Origin of the sequence: Staphylococcus sp. ACRSN, assembly GCF_022346615.1 — a bacterium.
Taxonomy (GTDB): Bacteria; Bacillota; Bacilli; order Staphylococcales; family Staphylococcaceae; genus Staphylococcus.
Window position 1 is genome coordinate 1 of record NZ_JAKRNS010000016.1, and the last position, 19191, is coordinate 19191.

Genomic DNA, 19191 nt, shown 5'->3' on the forward strand with positions numbered 1-19191 from the left:
TTAAGTCCTGTGCGTCTGCCAGTTCCGCCACCCCGGCAAAAATAATGGAGCAGAAGACGGGATTCGAACCCGCGACCCCGACCTTGGCAAGGTCGTATTCTACCGCTGAACTACTTCTGCAAAGTGAAACTGATGAGCCATAGAGGATTCGAACCTCTGACCCTCTGATTAAAAGTCAGATGCTCTACCAACTGAGCTAATGGCTCATGAAATGGTGCCGACCAGAGGACTTGAACCCCCAACCTACTGATTACAAGTCAGTTGCTCTACCAGTTGAGCTAGGCCGGCATATTCATTTGAATGGTGGAGGATGACGGGTTCGAACCGCCGACCCTCTGCTTGTAAGGCAGATGCTCTCCCAGCTGAGCTAATCCTCCGTTATATTTAATGCCTGGCAACGTCCTACTCTTGCGGAACGTAAGTCCGACTACCATCGGCGCTAAAGAGCTTAACTTCTGTGTTCGGCATGGGAACAGGTGTGACCTCTTTGCTATTGCCACCAGACAATTAACTTACTTAATCAATAATACATTGTTTGTTTATTTTTTGCAATGGTCAATTTTACACTGTGTTGACATTTTCTTAACGAAGCTTTTACAAAACTTTCGATATCAACAAGTTGTTTTTGACGACTTTTTTATATTACTTCATTTCTGTAATTAAGTCAATACTTTTTTGAAATTGTTTTAAAACAATTTCTTATTCATTGCTTGCGTCTTGTTGGTTTCGTTTCACCTCAACTCGACTTGAATAAGTTTATCATAGGAATAAGTTATATGCTACACCTTTTTTAGTATATTTTTCTATTTTATTAGTTTTTGTTAACTATTTGTATCTTATTACGTTATTATTTTATAAAAGTCTGGTTAATTATTGTTATAACCCCTCTTGATATTGGTTTATGGCAATTATTTCTTGTAAAAAAGAAGCGTGTATACATAAGTTATGTATACACGCTTCTTTATTTAATTACTATTTTTGTCTCATATAAGGGAATAATAGTACGTCACGGATAGAAGCTGAATCAGTTAGTAGCATCACAAGTCTATCTATACCAATACCTAAACCACCTGTTGGAGGCATACCGTATTCTAATGCTTCAATAAAGTCTTCGTCCATTTCATGCGCTTCGTCGTTTCCTTGTTCTTTTTCGACAAGTTGCGCTTCAAAACGAGAACGTTGATCGATTGGGTCATTTAGCTCAGTAAATGCATTACCATGCTCTCTACCTACAATAAACAATTCAAATCTATCTGTAAATCTTGGATCTTCAGGATTTTTTTTCGCTAAAGGTGATATTTCAATAGGATGTCCGTATATAAATGTAGGTTGGATTAATGTTTCTTCTACTTTTTGTTCAAAGAATTCATTTAATATGTGACCATATTTCATAGTATCTTTTATTTCAATACCATGCTCTTTAGCTAAATTTTTAGCTTCTTCATCAGTTTTAACTTCATAGAAATCTACACCAGTTGCTTCTTTTACAGCATCTGCCATATGCACACGTCTCCATTTAGACTCTAAATCAATTGTTTGTTCACCATATTGTACTTTTGCAGTGCCTAGTACTTTTTCAGAAATATGTCTAATCATATTTTCAGTTAAATCCATAATATCATGATAATCTGCATAAGCTTCATATAACTCAATCATAGTAAATTCAGGATTATGACGAGTTGATACACCTTCGTTACGGAACACACGCCCTATTTCATATACTTTTTCCAAACCACCCACAATCAAACGTTTAAGATGCAGTTCAATTGCAATTCTCATGTATAACGTTGCATCCAATGCATTGTGATGTGTCACAAACGGACGCGCTGCAGCACCACCTGCAATTTGGTGCATCATTGGTGTTTCAACTTCTAGAAAACCTGCATTATTTAAATAGTTACGCATTTCTTGTAGGATTTTACTACGATTGATAAATGTTTGTGTGCTATCTTGATTTGTAATTAAATCTAAATAACGTTGACGGTAGCGTTGCTCGATATCCTGTAAACCATGGAATTTATCTGGTAATGGGCGTAATGATTTCGTTAATAGTGTGAATGATTTAGCCTTAACTGAAAGTTCGCCAGTATTGGTCTTGAACATTACACCTTCTACGCCTACGATATCACCTAGATCTGAAGCATTCCACAATTCAAATTGTTCTTCTCCGACTTGATCTTTTCTAACATATATTTGAATTTGTCCTGTTAAGTCTTGTACGTGTGCAAATCCAGCTTTACCTTTACCACGCTTAGTCATCAAACGACCTGCTATTGTTACATGGCTTTCATCTTCTTTTTCTTGTAATTCTTCTTTAGAAAATTGATCCCAATCTGTATGCAATGGTTCTGCCATAGCTGTACGTTCAAATTTTTGACCAAAAGGATCAATACCTAAATCAATTAGCTCTTGTAATTTTTGGCGACGGACTTGCATTTGGTCATTCATTTCTTCTGACATAACTGTCTCTCCTTTATGCTTCTTGTTCTACTTTTTCTAATTCTTCTGCTTTGATTTCAATTTGGAATTCTTACAAAATATCAATCACTTGTTATTCTACTTCAACTTGATTGAAGGGGCATCTTACCATTACCACGAACACCTTTAAGAAATCATGATGCATGTTTGCGCATTTCCATTACGCCAACCTTTTCACATTTTAATTCTACTAGACGACGCAAATGTAATAAAGCAATTTCAATTTTTTCTTAAATGAAAAACTATCACTTTTTATATTTCTTAACAGAATTATCTGGAGTCACTAAATTTCCTATCTTCTTATTAGAATGTGGTTCAACAACATTCGTTGCGATATCATTCAATGGAATTAGTACAAATGCACGTTCAATCATACGCGGATGAGGCACAATCAAATTAGAGTCATCAATAATTTGATTACCATACAAAAGTATATCAATATCTAACGTTCTAGGTCCCCAATGTATGTCTCTAACTCGATGTAGTTGCTGTTCCGTTTCCATACATAACTTTAATAAATCTTGTGCAGTTAATGAAGTTTGAACCTCTAAACACAAATTTAAAAACTGTGGTTGATCAACATATCCTACAGGTTCTGTTTCATATATAGGTGATGTATTGGTCACTTCCACACCATTCGAGTTGTTTAAAATTCTAATCGCTTCATTAAGCTGCGCTTCTCTATCTCCTATATTACTTCCTAACCCCAAATATGCGTTTAACATTATCGATTCTCCCTCACTATTTCAATCCCAACACCATCATAATGACCTGGGATAGGCGGATTTTCTTTAGTGATTCTAACTTTCGTTTCCATTACACGATTATAGTGTGAATTTATACGTTTTGCAATACGTTCAGCTAGATGCTCTAATAAATTTACTGGCTCGCCTTCCATGATAGCCTTTACATCTTCAAACACTTCACCGTAGTGTACCGTATCAGTCACATCGTCAGATATACCAGCTGGTTTCAAATCAACTTTCAAAATAATATCTACATTAAAAACTTGTCCAATTTCATTTTCCGCAGCTAACGCACCATGATAACCATAAAACTTAAGACCATTCAGAAATATTATGTCGTTCATCTTCATTCTCCTTTAAATAATCCATACCTTGACTAATTCGCGCATTCAATTGAACATTATGTACTCTGACTGCTTTCACGCCCTTCATTATGCCATACGCAGTTGTTGCAGCAGTTGCTTCATCACGTTCTGTTGGTGGCTTTTCCTCACCAATCATTTCTTTAATAAATCTTTTTCTGCTTGTAGCAAGAAGCACTGGATAATCTGTTGCTACAAGTTCATCTAATCGCGACATTACTTCTCGCTCTTCTTCACGTGTCTTCGCAAATCCAATGCCTGGGTCAATCCATATCTTATCTTTAGATATACCTTTCATTTCAGCTTTATTCGCTTGTTTCAACAAGTATAATAACATCTCTTCCATAACTGGTATATTTCTATTACCATCACCATTATGCATCAGTACAATTTCGCCATCATATTTCGCAACAATATCAAGAATACGTTCATCATAACTTCCAGCCCATTGATCATTTATTATTTCTACGCCAAGTTGCATAACGGCTTCTGCTATTTCGCTTCGATAAGTATCAACCGATAACACTACATCTAATCTACTTAAAGCTTTGACGACTGGAACCACACGATTCATTTCCTCTTCAATACTAATTTCTTTAAAACCAGGTCGCGTGGAAATACCTCCGATATCAATAATATCTACACCCTCCGAAATCATTGCTTCCGCTCTTTTAATCGCATTTTCCACTGTATCGTATTGACCGCCATCCGAGAAAGAGTCTGGTGTAACATTTAATATACCCATAATTTTTGTTCGTGCCATTGTTGTCTACTTCCTTTCATTGTGTCCCATCACAATTAAGATATACTATTACCTTTCTATAATAACGTGAATATTAAAATTTTTCAGTGGCAAATACTCATCCCACTTTTCAATTTAGTAACTTACAGGTTCCAGCGCCAACTTTAACACAAAAAAAACCGGCACACACAACTCATTGTGGCCGGTCAATTCAACGCATTTTTAGTCGTCGAAAGAATATAGAGGTGTAGATAAATAACGTTCACCGTTACTTGGTAATACTGTGACAACTGTCTTACCTTTGCCTAATTCTTTAGCTTTTTGAATTGCTGCATAAATCGCTGCTCCTGAAGAAATACCACCTAAAATACCTTCAGCTTTAGCAACTTCACGTGATGTTTCCATCGCAATTTCATTACCTACTTTAATGATTTCATCATAGATATTAGTATTTAACGTATCAGGAATAAATCCAGCACCTAAACCTTGTAATTTATGTGGTCCTGGTTCGCCACCACTCAATACTGGTGAATCTTCTGGTTCGATTGCTACTAAGTTTATATCTGGATATTTCTCTTTCAAGACTTTACCAGCACCACTTAAAGTACCACCAGTACCTACGCCTGCCAAGAATGCATCGATTGTTTTACCTTCAAATTGCTCAACTAATTCTGGACCAGTTGTTAATTCGTGTACACGAGGGTTCGCTGGGTTTTCAAATTGTTGTGGCTCAAAATATCCAAACTCTTCTTTAAGTTCTTTTGCCTTTTTGATTGCGCCTTTCATAGCTTCTGATCCAGGTGTTAATACTAACTCTGCACCATATGCTTTTAATAAATTACGACGCTCTTGACTCATCGTTTCAGGCATTGTAAATACTGCTTTATAACCTTTTGCAGCACATACAAATGCTAAACCAATACCTGTATTACCACTTGTAGGTTCAACAATCGTATCACCCGGTTTAATTTTGCCAGCTTTTTCAGCTTCCTCAATCATCGCTAATGCGATACGGTCTTTTACAGAGCCACCTGGATTTTGATATTCAAGTTTTACATAAACGTCAGCTGAATTTTCATCCACAACGTTGTTTAATTTAACTACCGGTGTATTACCGATTACTTCTACAATATTGTTTACTGGTTTGTTGTTTGTCATTAGTAAAGCTCCTTTTCGTTAAAAAGTTTAAATGCATACTTTTTTTATCGGATATAGTATATATTTTATCAGATTTTTCTGTAAATACAACTATGAAACCTTAATTTTATTTTTTCACTTTACTTAATGTACATCGAACGCCTTCAGGACAATAATTTAGTTCCCGCTCTCTAACAATGCTTCTAACTCATTTTCTGTAAAATTATACTTCGTTCTACAAAAATGACATTCTGCTTCTGCACCATGATCTTCATTAATCATACTAATAATTTCAGCTTCACCTAATCCTTTAATTGCAGTTAAAAATTTATCATGTCCACAATTACATTCAAATTGCGTAGGAACATTTTCTAAAATTTGCACATTTTCTTCACCTAATATTTCAAATAAAATTTGTTCTGGTGTCAGTCCTTGATCAATTAATTTAGAAACAGGTGTCATATTATTAATTGCTTCCTCTAATTTTGTGATTGTTGCATCTTCAGCACCTGGCATAACTTGTAGTAAAAATCCGCCTGCAGCTTTAATTGTATTATCAGGATTTACTAATACACCTAACCCAACTGATGAAGGTGTTTGTTCACTTTTAGCAAAGTAATAAGTAAAATCTTCTCCAAGTTCTCCTGACACAATTGGACTAGAACCTGAAAAATAATCTTTCATTCCCACATCTTTTACAACAGTTAATGAACCTTCCGTACCAACTGCTCTGCGTACATCTAATTTTCCAATATCATTTAATGGGAAATGTGTTTGTGGATTAGTAACATAGCCGCGCACATTACCTTTCGCATCTGCATCTGCAATAATTTTACCAATCGGTCCTTTACCATCAACAGTAACGGTTAATTTTTGTTCGCCTTTTAACATTGCCCCCATCATCACTGTTGCTGTCATAGTTCTACCAAGTGCTGCTGAGGCAGTCGGCCATGTATAATGTCTCGTTTGTGCTTCTTGAACACTTTCTGTAGTCAGCGCACCATACGCACGTATTTGTCCTCCAAAAGCTAATGCTTTTACAATATAATCATTCGTCATTACATCATTTCTCCTTTTATATGCTCATGTGCTTATATCTAATTCTACACATCATTTTATTTCATTTTTAGTTCAACTTATTTTACTGGTTCATATTAAAAAATGCTAAACATCTGTTTGAAATCATTCCGTTAATATAGAAAAAACGTCTCTTTCTACTATCCACTATGATAGCAAAAAGAGACGTTATAGTTTAGTCATTAATTTCTATGACTTGGATCATTTGGATCACTTGGATTGCTTGGTTTATCGATTGTCGGTGATTGTTCGTGACCTGTTGCTTCACTTTCACCTTCGTTTTCTTTATCGTGCTCATCTTCACGAACATCGTCTAATGATTGTTCTTTTCGAACGTCTTCATATGATTTTCCATATTTACCTTCTTCGAATTCAGAGCTATCTTTTTTAACTACTTCAGCACTATCATAATCTACTTCTGGTAATACACCATCGTAGAATAATGAATGAATCTGTTCTGCTACTAAAGTCTCTTCCGTTAATAACGATTCAGCAATCAAATTCAATTGAGATTTATGTTCTAATAGAATATCTTTACAACGCTCATATTGTTCTTTGATAATACGTTGTACTTCTTTATCGATTTCATAAGCAATTTGACCAGAATATTCTGGTTCACCTTGCATATCTTTACCAAGGAAGACTTGGCCATTACTGCTACTTGAGAACTGAATTGGACCAAGTTTTTTACTCATACCATATTCAGTAACCATTTGACGCGCAATTTGCGTTGCACGTTCAAAGTCATTTGATGCACCAGTTGAAACTTCATTGAAGTTAATATCTTCTGATACACGTCCACCAAGAAGACCACAAATCTTGTCTAATAATTCTGGCTCAGTCATTAAGAATCTATCTTGTTTAGGTAGCATCATAGCATACCCACCTGCTTGACCACGAGGAACAATAGTAACTTTGTGTACAACTTCTGCTTCATCAAGAACCATACCGATAATCGTATGACCCGCTTCGTGATGAGCCACAATGTTACGTTCTTTTTCAGAAATAACACGTGATTTTTTAGCTGGACCTGCAATAACACGGTCTGTTGCTTCTTCAATATCTCGCATGTCTATTTTTTTCTTACCTTCACGTACAGCAATAAGTGATGCTTCGTTTAATAAGTTTTCCAAATCTGCACCAGAGAACCCTGGTGTTCTTTGAGAGATTGCTTTCAAGTCTACTGTCTCATCTAATGGTTTGTTCTTAGAATGAACATGTAGAATCGCTTCACGGCCTTTTACATCTGGTCGTCCTACTTGGATTTGTCTGTCGAAACGACCCGGACGTAATAATGCAGGGTCAAGAATGTCTGGTCTGTTCGTAGCTGCGATCATGATAATACCTTCATTTTCACCAAAACCATCCATTTCAACAAGTAATTGGTTAAGCGTTTGTTCACGTTCATCGTGACCACCGCCTACACCTGCGCCACGTTGACGACCTACTGCATCAATTTCATCGATGAAAATAATACATGGTGCGTTTTTCTTAGCATTTTCAAACAAGTCACGTACACGACTTGCACCTACACCAACAAACATCTCAACGAAGTCTGAACCACTGATTGAGAAGAACGGTGTTCCAGCTTCACCTGCAACTGCACGAGCAAGTAATGTCTTACCTGTTCCCGGAGGACCCACTAATAATACACCTTTAGGTATACGTGAACCCATTTGTTTAAATTGCTTATTATCTTTTAAGAAGTCAACAATTTCTACTAACTCTTGCTTTTCTTCATCTGCACCTGCTACATCAGAGAAGCGTACACGTTTTTTCTGACTGTCGTACATTTTAGCTTTGGATTTACCAAAGTTCATCATACGACCGCCACCGCCGCCGCCACCTTGAGCTTGGCTAAGGAAGAAAATAAATAAAAGGGCAATTATTAATACTGGAATAAGTGTTGTTAAAATACTAACAAACACACTTTGTTTTTCTTCTTCTTTAACTGTAAATTTCAATCCATCTTGACTTTGTGCTTTGTCAGTTATTTTTTCAAGTTCTTTATCGTTGTTATATAAAATAGTTGAAGAATAATCTTCACCTTTTTTCGTTTTACCACTTACCATATAGACATTTTGTTCTGGTTGAATTTCAAGTGACTTAAGGTCACCTTTGTCTAACTGCTTTACAAATTGGTTATATGTAAGTTGTTTTGGCATATTTCCATTGCCGTTGAGCCACGAAAACAAGCCGAATATAATAACGCCAATGATTGCAATAACTAGCACATTACGAAAGGCCTTCTGCATGCGTCGTTTCCTCCTACTTCAATAATAAAACTAACAAAAATTGTAACATAACGCGACTGTCAAAGGCTAGTATTTCAACTTTTGCACGATGCTTACAATTTCTATTGTTTTAGTTTAATTTTTAAATTATTTCCCGATAAACACTAACTAAAACTACTAATCGTATTTTGTATAAATTGTCGTAATCAGTGAATTAAAAAATTGATTAATTTCCATCAATTTTTATTCTATTTATATTAGACTATTTTATCAGTCTAGAAACTATAGTATACAATAACTTAGCAATTGAATAAATTTACTTGCTTATGAATAAATTTCAGGCTTTAGTGTTCCAATATACGGTAAATTTCTATAATGTTCTGCATAATCTAAACCATATCCCACTACAAATTCATCAGGGATTTTTTTACCAACATATTTTGCTTCAATATTTGCTTTACGACGGTTTGGCTTATCTAAAAGCGTTACAATTTCTAATGAGTTTACACGACGTGATTGTAATAACTCAGTAATTGATTTTAATGTAGTACCAGTTTCCAAGATATCTTCAATAATTAATACATCTTTATTTTCAATTGATGAACCTAGGTCTTTCAATATTTGTACTTCACCTGTTGATTCCGTGCCTCCATGATAACTTGAAACATCCATAAAATCGATTGCCAAATGTGTATCGATGCGTTTAATCAAATCAGCCATAAACATCACTGATCCTTTTAATATTCCGATACAAACTAACGGCTTTCCTTTATAATCTTCAGTGATTTTCGCACCCAAATCTTTGCAAATTTGGTTTAAATCTTCCTCGCTTAATAGTATTTCCTTCAAATCATCATGCATTTTTATTCCTCTCCCACGTTTCTTATTAATATGAATTCATTATATTTTTGCTTTAAAAACAAAGTCCCAACTGCAAGTATTTCTTCTTTGGCATTAACTATTACAGGCATTTCGTCACGTTGTTGTTGTATTATTTTCTCGTCAATAAATAACCTACTCACTTTTTTATGACCATTGTCACCATTTAATTGAAACTTATCGCCATCTTGCCGAGTCCTAATCGTCAATGGGTAGTTCTCTACCGGTAAGATGTTTATAATTTCAATAGTATAATGACCAAAAGTGTATGCACCCGGTTCATTCACCTTAATTTGAGAAAGCGCTTGTTCATAATTTGCCATTAAGATAAATTTATCATAAGCGATATGAATTATCCATTTATCTGTTGCATATAAAGTACATTGTGCAATGTTACTGGCAATTTGTTTAAACCATACTTCATACGTTTTTTCAGATATCGGTTGTTCTAATGCTAATTTTTCAGTTAACTTATCTAATACAATCATTTTAACACCATGACGTAATTCTAAAAATTCATTTCTTGAAAAAACAATTTTAGTTATATTGTGATGGTTAGTGACTTTTTTATCAATAAAATGATTAGCCTCTTGATGAATAACGTCCATTTGTTCATCATGCCAGTCTTTCAATTTAAGCAATTGATGTGTCGACAAATGCATGTTGTTATCAATCTCTGGCAATAAACGGTTACGTATATCATTTCTCACATACTTATTATCTTTATTTGTTTCATCTTCATAGAATGGTACTTGCCACTCATGCTGATAATACTTTATTTCATTTTTAGTTACATTTAAAAACGGTCTTACAATGAGATAACTATTGCGTCTCATTTTGTATTCCATTCCTAATTTACTACGTGTAGAACGCCCGGTCATAATTCTGTAAAAAACCGTCTCAATTTGATCATCTAAATGATGTGCAGTCAATAAAACGTCCGCGTTAAGTCTCTTCATCATTATATCAAACCAACCATAACGCATAGTTCTTGCTTCAGTTTCAATACTGTTTCCTGCGTTTATAACATGTGATAAATCTAGGTTATATACAAATAACTCAATGTTATTTTGCTCACAATACTGCTTTATAAATTGTTCTTCTTTTGTTGCGATGTCTCTAATTCCGTGATTAACGTGCAAACAGGTGATTTTTTTATACGAATGACTATAATGCTTTATCAATTGATGTAATAACACCATACTATCGATACCAGTGGAAACCGCTACAACAATATGACTATCACTATGCCATCCTTCACTATTTATCTCCATGTTTTTTCACCTCACTCACATATTTCATATATCCATCTGCAGCATAATTAACTATACAATAAAAAAGAGACTGTTTCCTCTAATAAGAAAACAGCCTTTGATTGATAGTGACAAACTTATTTATATCCTACAAGCTTATTTCCAACAACCTTCTATATTTCCTTGAAACAGTCTTTATACTCTATAATACTTAACGCTTAGCGCCTTTACCACCACGTCTAGATTCTGTTTGACGTTTAATAGAAGTTAACTTATCCTCACTGTCTTTCAAGAAATTCGTTAATTTCTTCTCAAAATCTTCCGGTTTTGTTTGTGGTTGTTTATAACTTGGTTTACTTTGCGGTTTACGAGGACGATCTTTTGCTTTTTTAATTGAAAGACTTATCTTTCCATCGTCGGCAATTGAAAGCACTTTAACTTCAACTTCATCTCCGACAGTTAAATGATCTTCTACGTTTTCTACGTAATTATCCGCAACCTCACTTATGTGAACTAAGCCACTTTTCCCTTCAGGAAGTTCGACAAACGCGCCAAACTTTTTGATTCCAGTGACTTTACCTTTAAGCTTGTTTCCTACTTCGATTGACATAGTGTAAATAAATCCTCCCGATTCGTTTCGATTTTAACTTTATTATATGCCTGTTTACACAATTTAACAATGGTATTATGATTCAAAAAAATAAATTTTCTTATTTATCCTCTTTTGACGATTTTTCTTGACCTGTACTTTTGTCACCTGGCAACTTAAACACGACTTCACCATCATTACTTAAATAATAATCATCGCGTGCAATTTTTTCTATATAACTCTTATCATTTAGGTTATTTAGTTTCTCTTTTAAAGCTAATTCTTCGTCTTGTTGCTTCTGATATTTTTGCTCTTTTTGTTGACGCTCGACCGCATCATTGTTATTACTTTGTATTTGAGTGACAAGCATAATGGATAAAATAATAATAATAGCTAGTAATATACCACCAAAAAATGTAACACGTTTACGCACAACGCGATTTCTCATTTTTTGTTGCTGTTTCTTTCTATTTTCAGCTGAGGTAAAAGTATTTCCTATCTGTTCAACTTTTTTACTCATTCGCTTGTCACCTCCTTTTCTAATTTTCACTGACTTTTTCTTCTTTAACAATTTCATACATGCCTTTTGCGTTTTCTTTTGTTGCATGTTCACTTAATCCTGTAACTTTTACAGTAATCACTTTTTGACCAAAACGTATAACTAATTCATCTGTTTCTTTTACATCCGTTCCTGCTTTAGCAACTGAACCATTTACACTTATACGACCCTGATCACTGATTTCCTTTGCGAGTGTTCTGCGTTTTACTAATCTAGACACCTTGAGATATTTATCTAATCTCATTTTTAGTTCCCTCCTTGCTCTAAAATATTTTTTAAAGCTGTCTCGTCTAACGGCTTATTTTTGGTTTTATCATACATCGTCAAGAAATGCTCTGCAAACACTTTTTCAAATTTAACTCTTTCAACCTTTCCTTCTTTCGACTTGGCGGTTGACCAGATTGTTTTCAAATCTTCTATGTTATCTGCCTTTTCTTCAGCAAAAATATGTGGGTGTCTACGAATCATTTTAGCTGATAAACTCTCAACCACTTCATTTATATCGAAATATCCAGATTTTTTGCCAATACTTGCATGCAATAGTACTTGCAATAATATATCTCCGAGCTCCTCAACAATATGCCAGTCATCTTCATTATCTATAGCTTCAAATAGTTCAAATGATTCTTCTAATAAATAACGCTTTAATGATTCGTGTGTTTGAACTTTGTCCCATGGACAACCATGTTCATCATCCACGAGTCGTTCTATCACCTGTGTTGCAAATTGAAAATCACTATAATAATCTCGCTCATTTTTCAACTTAGGTATAAATACACTAGTTAAATTGGTAAATAATGTATCATCATGATCTAACTCATACAATTCTATTTCTGTAACATTTGCATCGTTACCCTTTGCACCATCTACAATATGTACAGGATGATTATCTGGATATCGTTCCATCAAAGTCACTTTCAGATCTCCAGCTACCATCGCACTATAGACTTGTGTTATCAATGTATGGTTTCGACCATTTAATTGCTCCGATTGAATAGCAGTACCATCAAGCATAGTAAAACCATCATTTGGATCTATCTTTACCGCTTCAAATATGTCATCGATAAAGCTTTTCCCACCTAAAACTTCAACTTCTATGTCATCATGCTCAACTGCATAGGCTTCAAGTTTGGCTGTTGTAGTTTCTGCAACTCTAGGATGACCAGGAACAGTATAAATTATATCTTCCTTTTTACTTTTTTCAATTAATTGGTTAACAATTGCTTCATACACATCATCGAAAGCTGCGTTATTTTCATAAATCGTATCAAAACTTTGAAATGTAATATCTTCTTCTTGTAGCGATAGAATCACTGGATGATCTAGCGTTCTAGTATAAACTTGTGTATGATTTTTCAAAAACTTATAAATACCTAAAGGTAAATCATCTAAGCCGTGATTTCCTAAACCTACAATTGTAATACGCTGTGCCATTAACGTTTCCCTCTCTTCATATGATAGAGCTTATCTCCAAATGGCAAATGTTTAAGTTCTCTATAACTCAACAATTGCATTTGTACAATAGCAAAAATGATAACACCTATTCCTACACTCGCTGCAATCAATAACTCTATTAATCCGCCGATACGTGTTTCTGTAGTTATAATAAACAATATAAATTGTACGACAATAGTCAATAGACCCATCGTTACAATTAATTTAACTACAAACTTAGTCATCGATTGGAATTTATAAAATTTTAACACCTGTCTGTGCAATAATACTGCAAATATGATAAGCGATAGCACGGTACTTATACTGCCACCTAACATTAATACATGTGGAATAAATATTATATTCATCAACACTTTACTTACAACACCTATAAGAAATGCAACCAATACTTCTCTTACTCTCTGTCGTACTTGCAGTAATGCGATATCCATCATTATTAACGAAACACAAATGACTGTTAACATATAAATTGCTAATGTTCCCGTTAGGCTATCATATTTAAAAAACACACTATTCATTAATGGTAGCAAATTAATTAAACCAATGCCGGCAGCAACACTAATTAACAATGTAATTTTCAGTGACGCATTTGCATATCGATTAATTCGAACGTGTTGCCTTTCTTTAATTGCTTCCGTCAATAACGGAATAAGTACAAAACTGAAAGTTGTCGTTACTATCAATCCCATTTGAATAAATGAAGCACCACGATCATATATACCTTTTTGAGTTGCTGCATCTTTAAAGTCCATTCCTGCACTCATCAATGCGTGTATCACAGTAAAGCTATCAACCACTTGCCACACAATCACAATCAGTTGGCTAACGGCAAAAATGACAATCGCAATACTCAGTTGCTTCCATTCGATTTCAGTACCTTTACGCACAAAATGAAATGGTTTCTTCTGTAACAAAAATAAACTCGACGCTAAAAAACCAACTGCAGAACCAATAATGGCTACGGTCCCTGCGTGATATATTGACCAATCTTTCGTAAGGAACAATGCAACAGCGCCCATAATTATACCGACTCTGATTGTTTGTTCAATCACTTGTGAAATCGCGGGTATATGCATTTCTTGTTTAGCTTGATAGTATCCTCTAAGCACACCCAATATACCAACAAATAAGTAACTCAAACTCGCAGCACGCAACATAGGCGCTAAATGTATATCCCCCATAAATAATGCAATCCATTTTGCGCTAATTAATAAGATTATAAAACATACACTACTCAGCAACTGTAACACAACGGCCACCCTAGAATATTGACCATCTTTACCAGTTGTGCCAAATGTTTGTGTCACAGCACTAGGAATTGCATTCATCGTTAAAATAACACCTAGAGCAACAAAAGGGTATATCTGTTGATATGCATATAGACCTTCGTCACCTAATATATTTTGATACGGTATACGATATATAGCGCTCAAGACTTTCACAACAATTAATGCAACAGTTAATATTACGACACCATTAAATGCTGAATGTTGTGTTAGTTGCTTCTTATTCTGCTTCATCTAAATTTGCCATACTTTCTTCAATACATTTTGCCAAGAATTTCAAATTTTCTAACCAAGTCTTAGTTTTGCTTAACGATACTTTCATTTTACCATCTTGAACACCGACTTTCATCGTTCGACCAAGCGGTTGTGTTAGTTTAAATAAACTTTCCCCATTGATGTCTTTCGTGCCTTTTTCAGACATATAGATTTCTACTTGTTTACCTGTATCTTTTACTAAAGTGACACCTGCATGCAATGCATGAACTTTAATTTCCATCATATCCAATAAACGTTCAACCTCTACAGGATATTCATTAAAGCGATCTATCAATTCATCCTTGATATCAATTAATTGCGCTTCTGATTCAATTTTACGTAGTTTTTTATATATTTCGATCTTCGCTTGCTCATTTTGAATATATTCTGCTGGTAAATAAGCATCAATATTTAATTCTATTTCTACTTCTGGTGCATCTGCTTGTTCTTCAGTGATACCTCGTTTTTCATTAACCGCTTCTTCTAACATTTGTGAATACAGGTCAAATCCAACTGAATCAATAAAGCCATGCTGTTGCTTTCCTAATAAATTGCCTGCGCCACGTATATTTAAATCCCGCATTGCAATTTTAAAACCAGAACCTAATTCCGTAAATTCTTTAATTGCCTGTAATCGTTCCTCAGCAGATTCGGTTAAGACTTTATTTGTCGGATGTAAGAAATATGCATATCCAATTCGACTAGAGCGACCTACGCGTCCTCTTAGTTGATACAATTGACTTAACCCAAATCGATCTGCATCTTCGATAATTAAAGTGTTCGCATTTGGAACATCTACACCCGTTTCAATTATGGTCGTAGTAACAAGAATATCGTATTCATGGTTGATGAAACCTAACATCGTTTCCTCTAAATCACGTTCACTCATTTGTCCATGGGCTACGCCAATACTCGCATCAGGCATAAGCATTTGTAATTGTTCACGCTTTTCGTATATAGATTGGACTTTGTTATATAAATAAAATACTTGCCCTTCTCTAGATACTTCTCTTTCGAGCGCTTCTTTAATAAAGTTTGTATTTTGCTCTAATACATAGGTCTGAACCGGAAAACGATTTTCAGGTGGTGTTTCTATAACCGATAAATCTCTGACCCCAAGCATACTCATGTGTAACGTTCTTGGTATCGGTGTCGCTGTTAAAGTTAATACATCAACGTTCGTCTTCATTGTCTTAATACGCTCTTTATGTCTTACACCAAAACGCTGTTCTTCATCTACGATAAGTAAGCCCAGATCTTTATAGTGTATATCTTTACCTAATAATTTATGCGTACCTACGACAATATCAACAAATCCAGATTTCAGGCCTTCTTTTGTTTCTTTAATCTCTTTTGTAGTTCTAAATCGGCTGATTAATTGAATATCTACTGGAAAATCCTGCATACGTTCAATCAAAGTTTCATAGTGTTGTTGCGCCAAAATGGTTGTAGGTACTAAAAATGCAACTTGTTTACCTTCCATAACCGCTTTAAATGCTGCACGGACTGCAACTTCTGTCTTACCGTAACCCACATCTCCACAAAGCAATCTATCCATTGGTTTTTCAACTTCCATGTCGCCTTTTATTTCATCTATTGATTTACTTTGGTCTGGCGTTAATTCATATGGAAAGTCTAATTCAAAATCATTTTGCTCTGCTGTATCCGGACCGTATTTATAACCTACAGACATTTCACGTTCTTTATACAGTTCAATCAATTCATCAGCAATATCCTCGACACTTTGTTGTACTTTGGCTTTAGTTTTTTTCCATTCTGTACCACCGAGTTTATTTAATTTCGGAGACTTATCTTCAGAAGCTACATATTTTTGAACCTGATCCATTTGATCAACGGGTACAAATAATTGATCTGTCCCCTTGTACTGAAGCTTAATGTAATCTTTATGAACACCCGCAACTTCTAAGGTTTCTACACCTAGATACCGTCCAACACCATGATGTATATGAACGATATAGTCACCAACTTTCAAATCTTGATATGACTTGATTTTTTCAGCATTGGTTAACGTTTTTTGTTGTTTTGGTTTCTTTTTTTGCTTTGATTTAAATAACTCTCGTTCAGTCACAACAACGAGTTGCATATAAGGAAGTTCAAAGCCTTCAGAAAGACTTCCTTCTGTAATAATGGCACTCCCTGTATTGTGATTTTCGTTTGCACTATCTATAAATGTCGGTATATGCATTTCATTCAACATGGATTGAATTCTATCTTTTTTAACTTCTGTTTCTGCTAACACGACAACAGTATAATCATTTTTTATATAACGTTGGAATTCCGAACGCATAATATCGTATTGACCATAAAATTGTTGTACTGGTTTACAAGAAAACTTGATAATATCTTGAATTGGCACAGACATTGTCGCTGTAAACAGCGTAAAGAACGTAACTGGATGATTTTTTAGCAAAGCTTCAAATCCATCATACTCTAAGAAAGTTTGACCAATAAATCCTTTACCACTTTCAATTAAGTTTTGAATAAAATCATCTACTTCTGTAGTCAGCGTAGTTTCTGTTTCTTTCACTCGGTTGAATTCATCTACAGCAATGATAGCATCGGACTTAAAGTAATCAATGAGCGTCGTTGGTGTATCATACATAAATGCCACAAGACGACGTAATAATTGATGATCAAACAATGATGCGTCGAACAACTTGAAACTTTCATATGTTTCTTTTAAATCATTACGTACAGATTTATCTATCTTTGGCCTTGTCGTTTCATAAGCTTCTTTCAATTTATCTTTAGTATGACGAATGACTTCATCTGTAATGATATAGTCACTTGCAGTCGTTATTTCTACGCGCTCCAAGTTTGATTCAGAACGTTGTGTTTCAACATCAAAATCACGAATAGAATCAACTTCTGTATCAAACAATTCAATCCTTACCGGATCTCCAATCAACGGATAAATATCAATAATGCCACCACGTAAAGAAAATTCCCCAATATGAGATACAACACTTTCCCTGCGATAACCCATATTAACTAACTTATTTAACAAGTCATCTATTTCAATATCATCTCCAACAGCAATTGACAATTGATGAGCTTGCCACATCTCTACTGGCGTTAACCATTTTTTTAAACCATTTAATGGAACGATAAATAAGCCTCTCTTTTCTTGAGCAAGTGCAGTTAAAGTTCGCACGCGTTCGCTCATAAATTGAGGGCTCTGTGTTGAAAATTCTTCGGTCATTATGTCTTGTAAAGGATATTTATAAATTTGATTTGACTCTACGAATTGTAATAAGTCACTTTCTAGTTTATCTGCCTGATACAAGTTGTTCGTCACAACTAATAGTTGCTTCGAACTATTTAAATATTTTTCAGCTATTATTGTCACTTTAGCCGCCGAAGATAAACCGGTAACGAGTACATTCTCCTTACCAAATACTTCATTCAGTTCTTGATAACGTTTGTCTTCATTTATATACTCTGTAATTATTGATTTCAATTTACTTCACCATTATATTCATTCATCACGTAATCAAATCGAGACGTTTCAATAAATGCTTCGACCGCACGTGCAGAATGTTCTATTACTTTATTCATTGTTTTCATTTCTTGTTCAGAAAATCGCTGCAACACATAATCGACAATCGCCATACCATTTGATGGTCTATCTACACCTATACGAATACGCTTAAATTGATCTGTACCTAAAGCTTGAATAATAGATTTCATACCATTATGACCGCCCGCACTTCCTTTTTGACGGAGCCTAATTTCTCCTTGAGGTAAATCCAAATCATCATATAAAACAAGTAAGTCATCTGTTTGAATATCATAATATTTCATTAATGGACCTACCGCTTCTCCAGATAAATTCATTAAGGTTAGCGGTTCGATAAACATTACTTTTTCACCAGCAATACGTTCAATCGTATACGCCCCTTTAAACTTTTGCTTATCTAACGTAAACTGATTACGTTCCAAAAGATAATCTATAACTTCAAAGCCAATATTGTGTCTTGTTAATTCAAAACGTTTTCCAATATTGCCTAAGCCTACAATACACTTCATCAGGTTACCTCCATTTATAATTCTTTATAATAAAACAAATATACTGGATATTCTTTTATAAAAGAAATACACTCTTTTTTTCTAGTATC

16 protein-coding genes, 4 tRNA genes and 1 rRNA gene are annotated in these 19191 nt (G+C 34.7%); all 21 read right to left on the reverse strand.

The features are described 5' to 3' along the window. Window positions 1-45: 45 nt before the first annotated feature. Window positions 46-120, reverse strand: a tRNA-Gly gene (locus MHZ36_RS12900). Window positions 121-133: 13 nt separating this feature from the next. Next, window positions 134-206 (reverse strand) — tRNA-Lys (locus MHZ36_RS12905). 6 nt (window positions 207-212) lie between these two features. After that, window positions 213-288 (reverse strand) — tRNA-Thr (locus MHZ36_RS12910). Window positions 289-301: 13 nt separating this feature from the next. Then, a tRNA-Val gene (locus MHZ36_RS12915) sits at window positions 302-377 on the reverse strand. Window positions 378-389: 12 nt separating this feature from the next. Continuing rightward, window positions 390-504: ribosomal RNA gene (gene rrf, locus MHZ36_RS12920) — 5S ribosomal RNA — on the reverse strand. Between the two features lie 468 nt (window positions 505-972). Continuing rightward, entirely contained in the window at window positions 973-2460 is a 1488-nt protein-coding gene (gene lysS / locus MHZ36_RS12925) for a lysine--tRNA ligase (protein ID WP_239232125.1), read from the reverse strand. Window positions 2461-2723: 263 nt separating this feature from the next. Then, window positions 2724-3203 carry a 2-amino-4-hydroxy-6-hydroxymethyldihydropteridine diphosphokinase gene (gene folK / locus MHZ36_RS12935; RefSeq protein ID WP_239232126.1) on the reverse strand — a complete coding sequence of 160 codons (480 nt, stop codon included), beginning with the start codon at window positions 3201-3203 and terminating at the stop codon, window positions 2724-2726. After that, the gene (gene folB / locus MHZ36_RS12940; protein WP_239232127.1) at window positions 3203-3568 is read right to left on the reverse strand and encodes a dihydroneopterin aldolase; all 366 of its coding nucleotides are present in this window, start codon (window positions 3566-3568) and stop codon (window positions 3203-3205) included. Before folB ends, folK begins: the two co-directional genes overlap by 1 nt. Continuing rightward, window positions 3537-4349 carry a dihydropteroate synthase gene (gene folP / locus MHZ36_RS12945; RefSeq protein WP_239232128.1) on the reverse strand — a complete coding sequence of 271 codons (813 nt, stop codon included), beginning with the start codon at window positions 4347-4349 and terminating at the stop codon, window positions 3537-3539. Before folP ends, folB begins: the two co-directional genes overlap by 32 nt. 201 nt (window positions 4350-4550) lie before the next feature. Beyond that, window positions 4551-5486 (reverse strand): cysteine synthase A, encoded by a 936-nt coding sequence (gene cysK, locus MHZ36_RS12950; RefSeq protein ID WP_239232130.1) that lies wholly within the window; start codon window positions 5484-5486, stop codon window positions 4551-4553. A gap of 156 nt (window positions 5487-5642) precedes the next feature. After that, window positions 5643-6524: an Hsp33 family molecular chaperone HslO gene (gene hslO, locus MHZ36_RS12955; protein WP_239232132.1), complete on the reverse strand. Its 882-nt coding sequence runs from the start codon at window positions 6522-6524 to the stop codon at window positions 5643-5645. 200 nt (window positions 6525-6724) lie between these two features. Further along, window positions 6725-8797, reverse strand: coding sequence for an ATP-dependent zinc metalloprotease FtsH (ftsH, locus tag MHZ36_RS12960; RefSeq protein ID WP_239232134.1), 2073 nt, complete (start codon window positions 8795-8797; stop codon window positions 6725-6727). Window positions 8798-9100: 303 nt separating this feature from the next. Continuing rightward, a complete protein-coding gene (gene hpt / locus MHZ36_RS12965) occupies window positions 9101-9637 on the reverse strand; it encodes a hypoxanthine phosphoribosyltransferase (RefSeq protein WP_239232136.1) in 537 nt (178 codons plus the stop codon). 2 nt (window positions 9638-9639) lie between these two features. Continuing rightward, window positions 9640-10929 (reverse strand): tRNA lysidine(34) synthetase TilS, encoded by a 1290-nt coding sequence (gene tilS, locus MHZ36_RS12970; protein ID WP_239232137.1) that lies wholly within the window; start codon window positions 10927-10929, stop codon window positions 9640-9642. Between the two features lie 190 nt (window positions 10930-11119). Then, on the reverse strand, window positions 11120-11518 hold the full coding sequence (locus MHZ36_RS12975) for a S1 domain-containing RNA-binding protein (RefSeq protein ID WP_239232138.1): 399 nt from the start codon (window positions 11516-11518) through the stop codon (window positions 11120-11122). A gap of 100 nt (window positions 11519-11618) precedes the next feature. After that, on the reverse strand, window positions 11619-12017 hold the full coding sequence (locus MHZ36_RS12980; protein ID WP_239232139.1) for an FtsB family cell division protein: 399 nt from the start codon (window positions 12015-12017) through the stop codon (window positions 11619-11621). A gap of 19 nt (window positions 12018-12036) precedes the next feature. After that, window positions 12037-12300, reverse strand: coding sequence for an RNA-binding S4 domain-containing protein (locus MHZ36_RS12985; RefSeq protein ID WP_239232140.1), 264 nt, complete (start codon window positions 12298-12300; stop codon window positions 12037-12039). Window positions 12301-12302: 2 nt separating this feature from the next. Beyond that, window positions 12303-13490, reverse strand: a complete 1188-nt coding sequence (locus MHZ36_RS12990) for a MazG nucleotide pyrophosphohydrolase domain-containing protein (RefSeq protein WP_239232141.1) — start codon at window positions 13488-13490, stop codon at window positions 12303-12305. Further along, entirely contained in the window at window positions 13490-15031 is a 1542-nt protein-coding gene (locus tag MHZ36_RS12995; protein ID WP_239232142.1) for a polysaccharide biosynthesis protein, read from the reverse strand. The genes MHZ36_RS12990 and MHZ36_RS12995 overlap by 1 nt, the downstream gene beginning before the upstream one ends. Next, complete coding sequence (mfd, locus tag MHZ36_RS13000; RefSeq protein WP_239232143.1) at window positions 15018-18533, reverse strand: transcription-repair coupling factor; 3516 nt, start codon at window positions 18531-18533, stop codon at window positions 15018-15020. The genes MHZ36_RS12995 and mfd overlap by 14 nt, the downstream gene beginning before the upstream one ends. Then, window positions 18530-19102, reverse strand: coding sequence for an aminoacyl-tRNA hydrolase (gene pth / locus MHZ36_RS13005; RefSeq protein WP_239232144.1), 573 nt, complete (start codon window positions 19100-19102; stop codon window positions 18530-18532). The genes mfd and pth overlap by 4 nt, the downstream gene beginning before the upstream one ends. Window positions 19103-19191 lie beyond the last annotated feature (89 nt).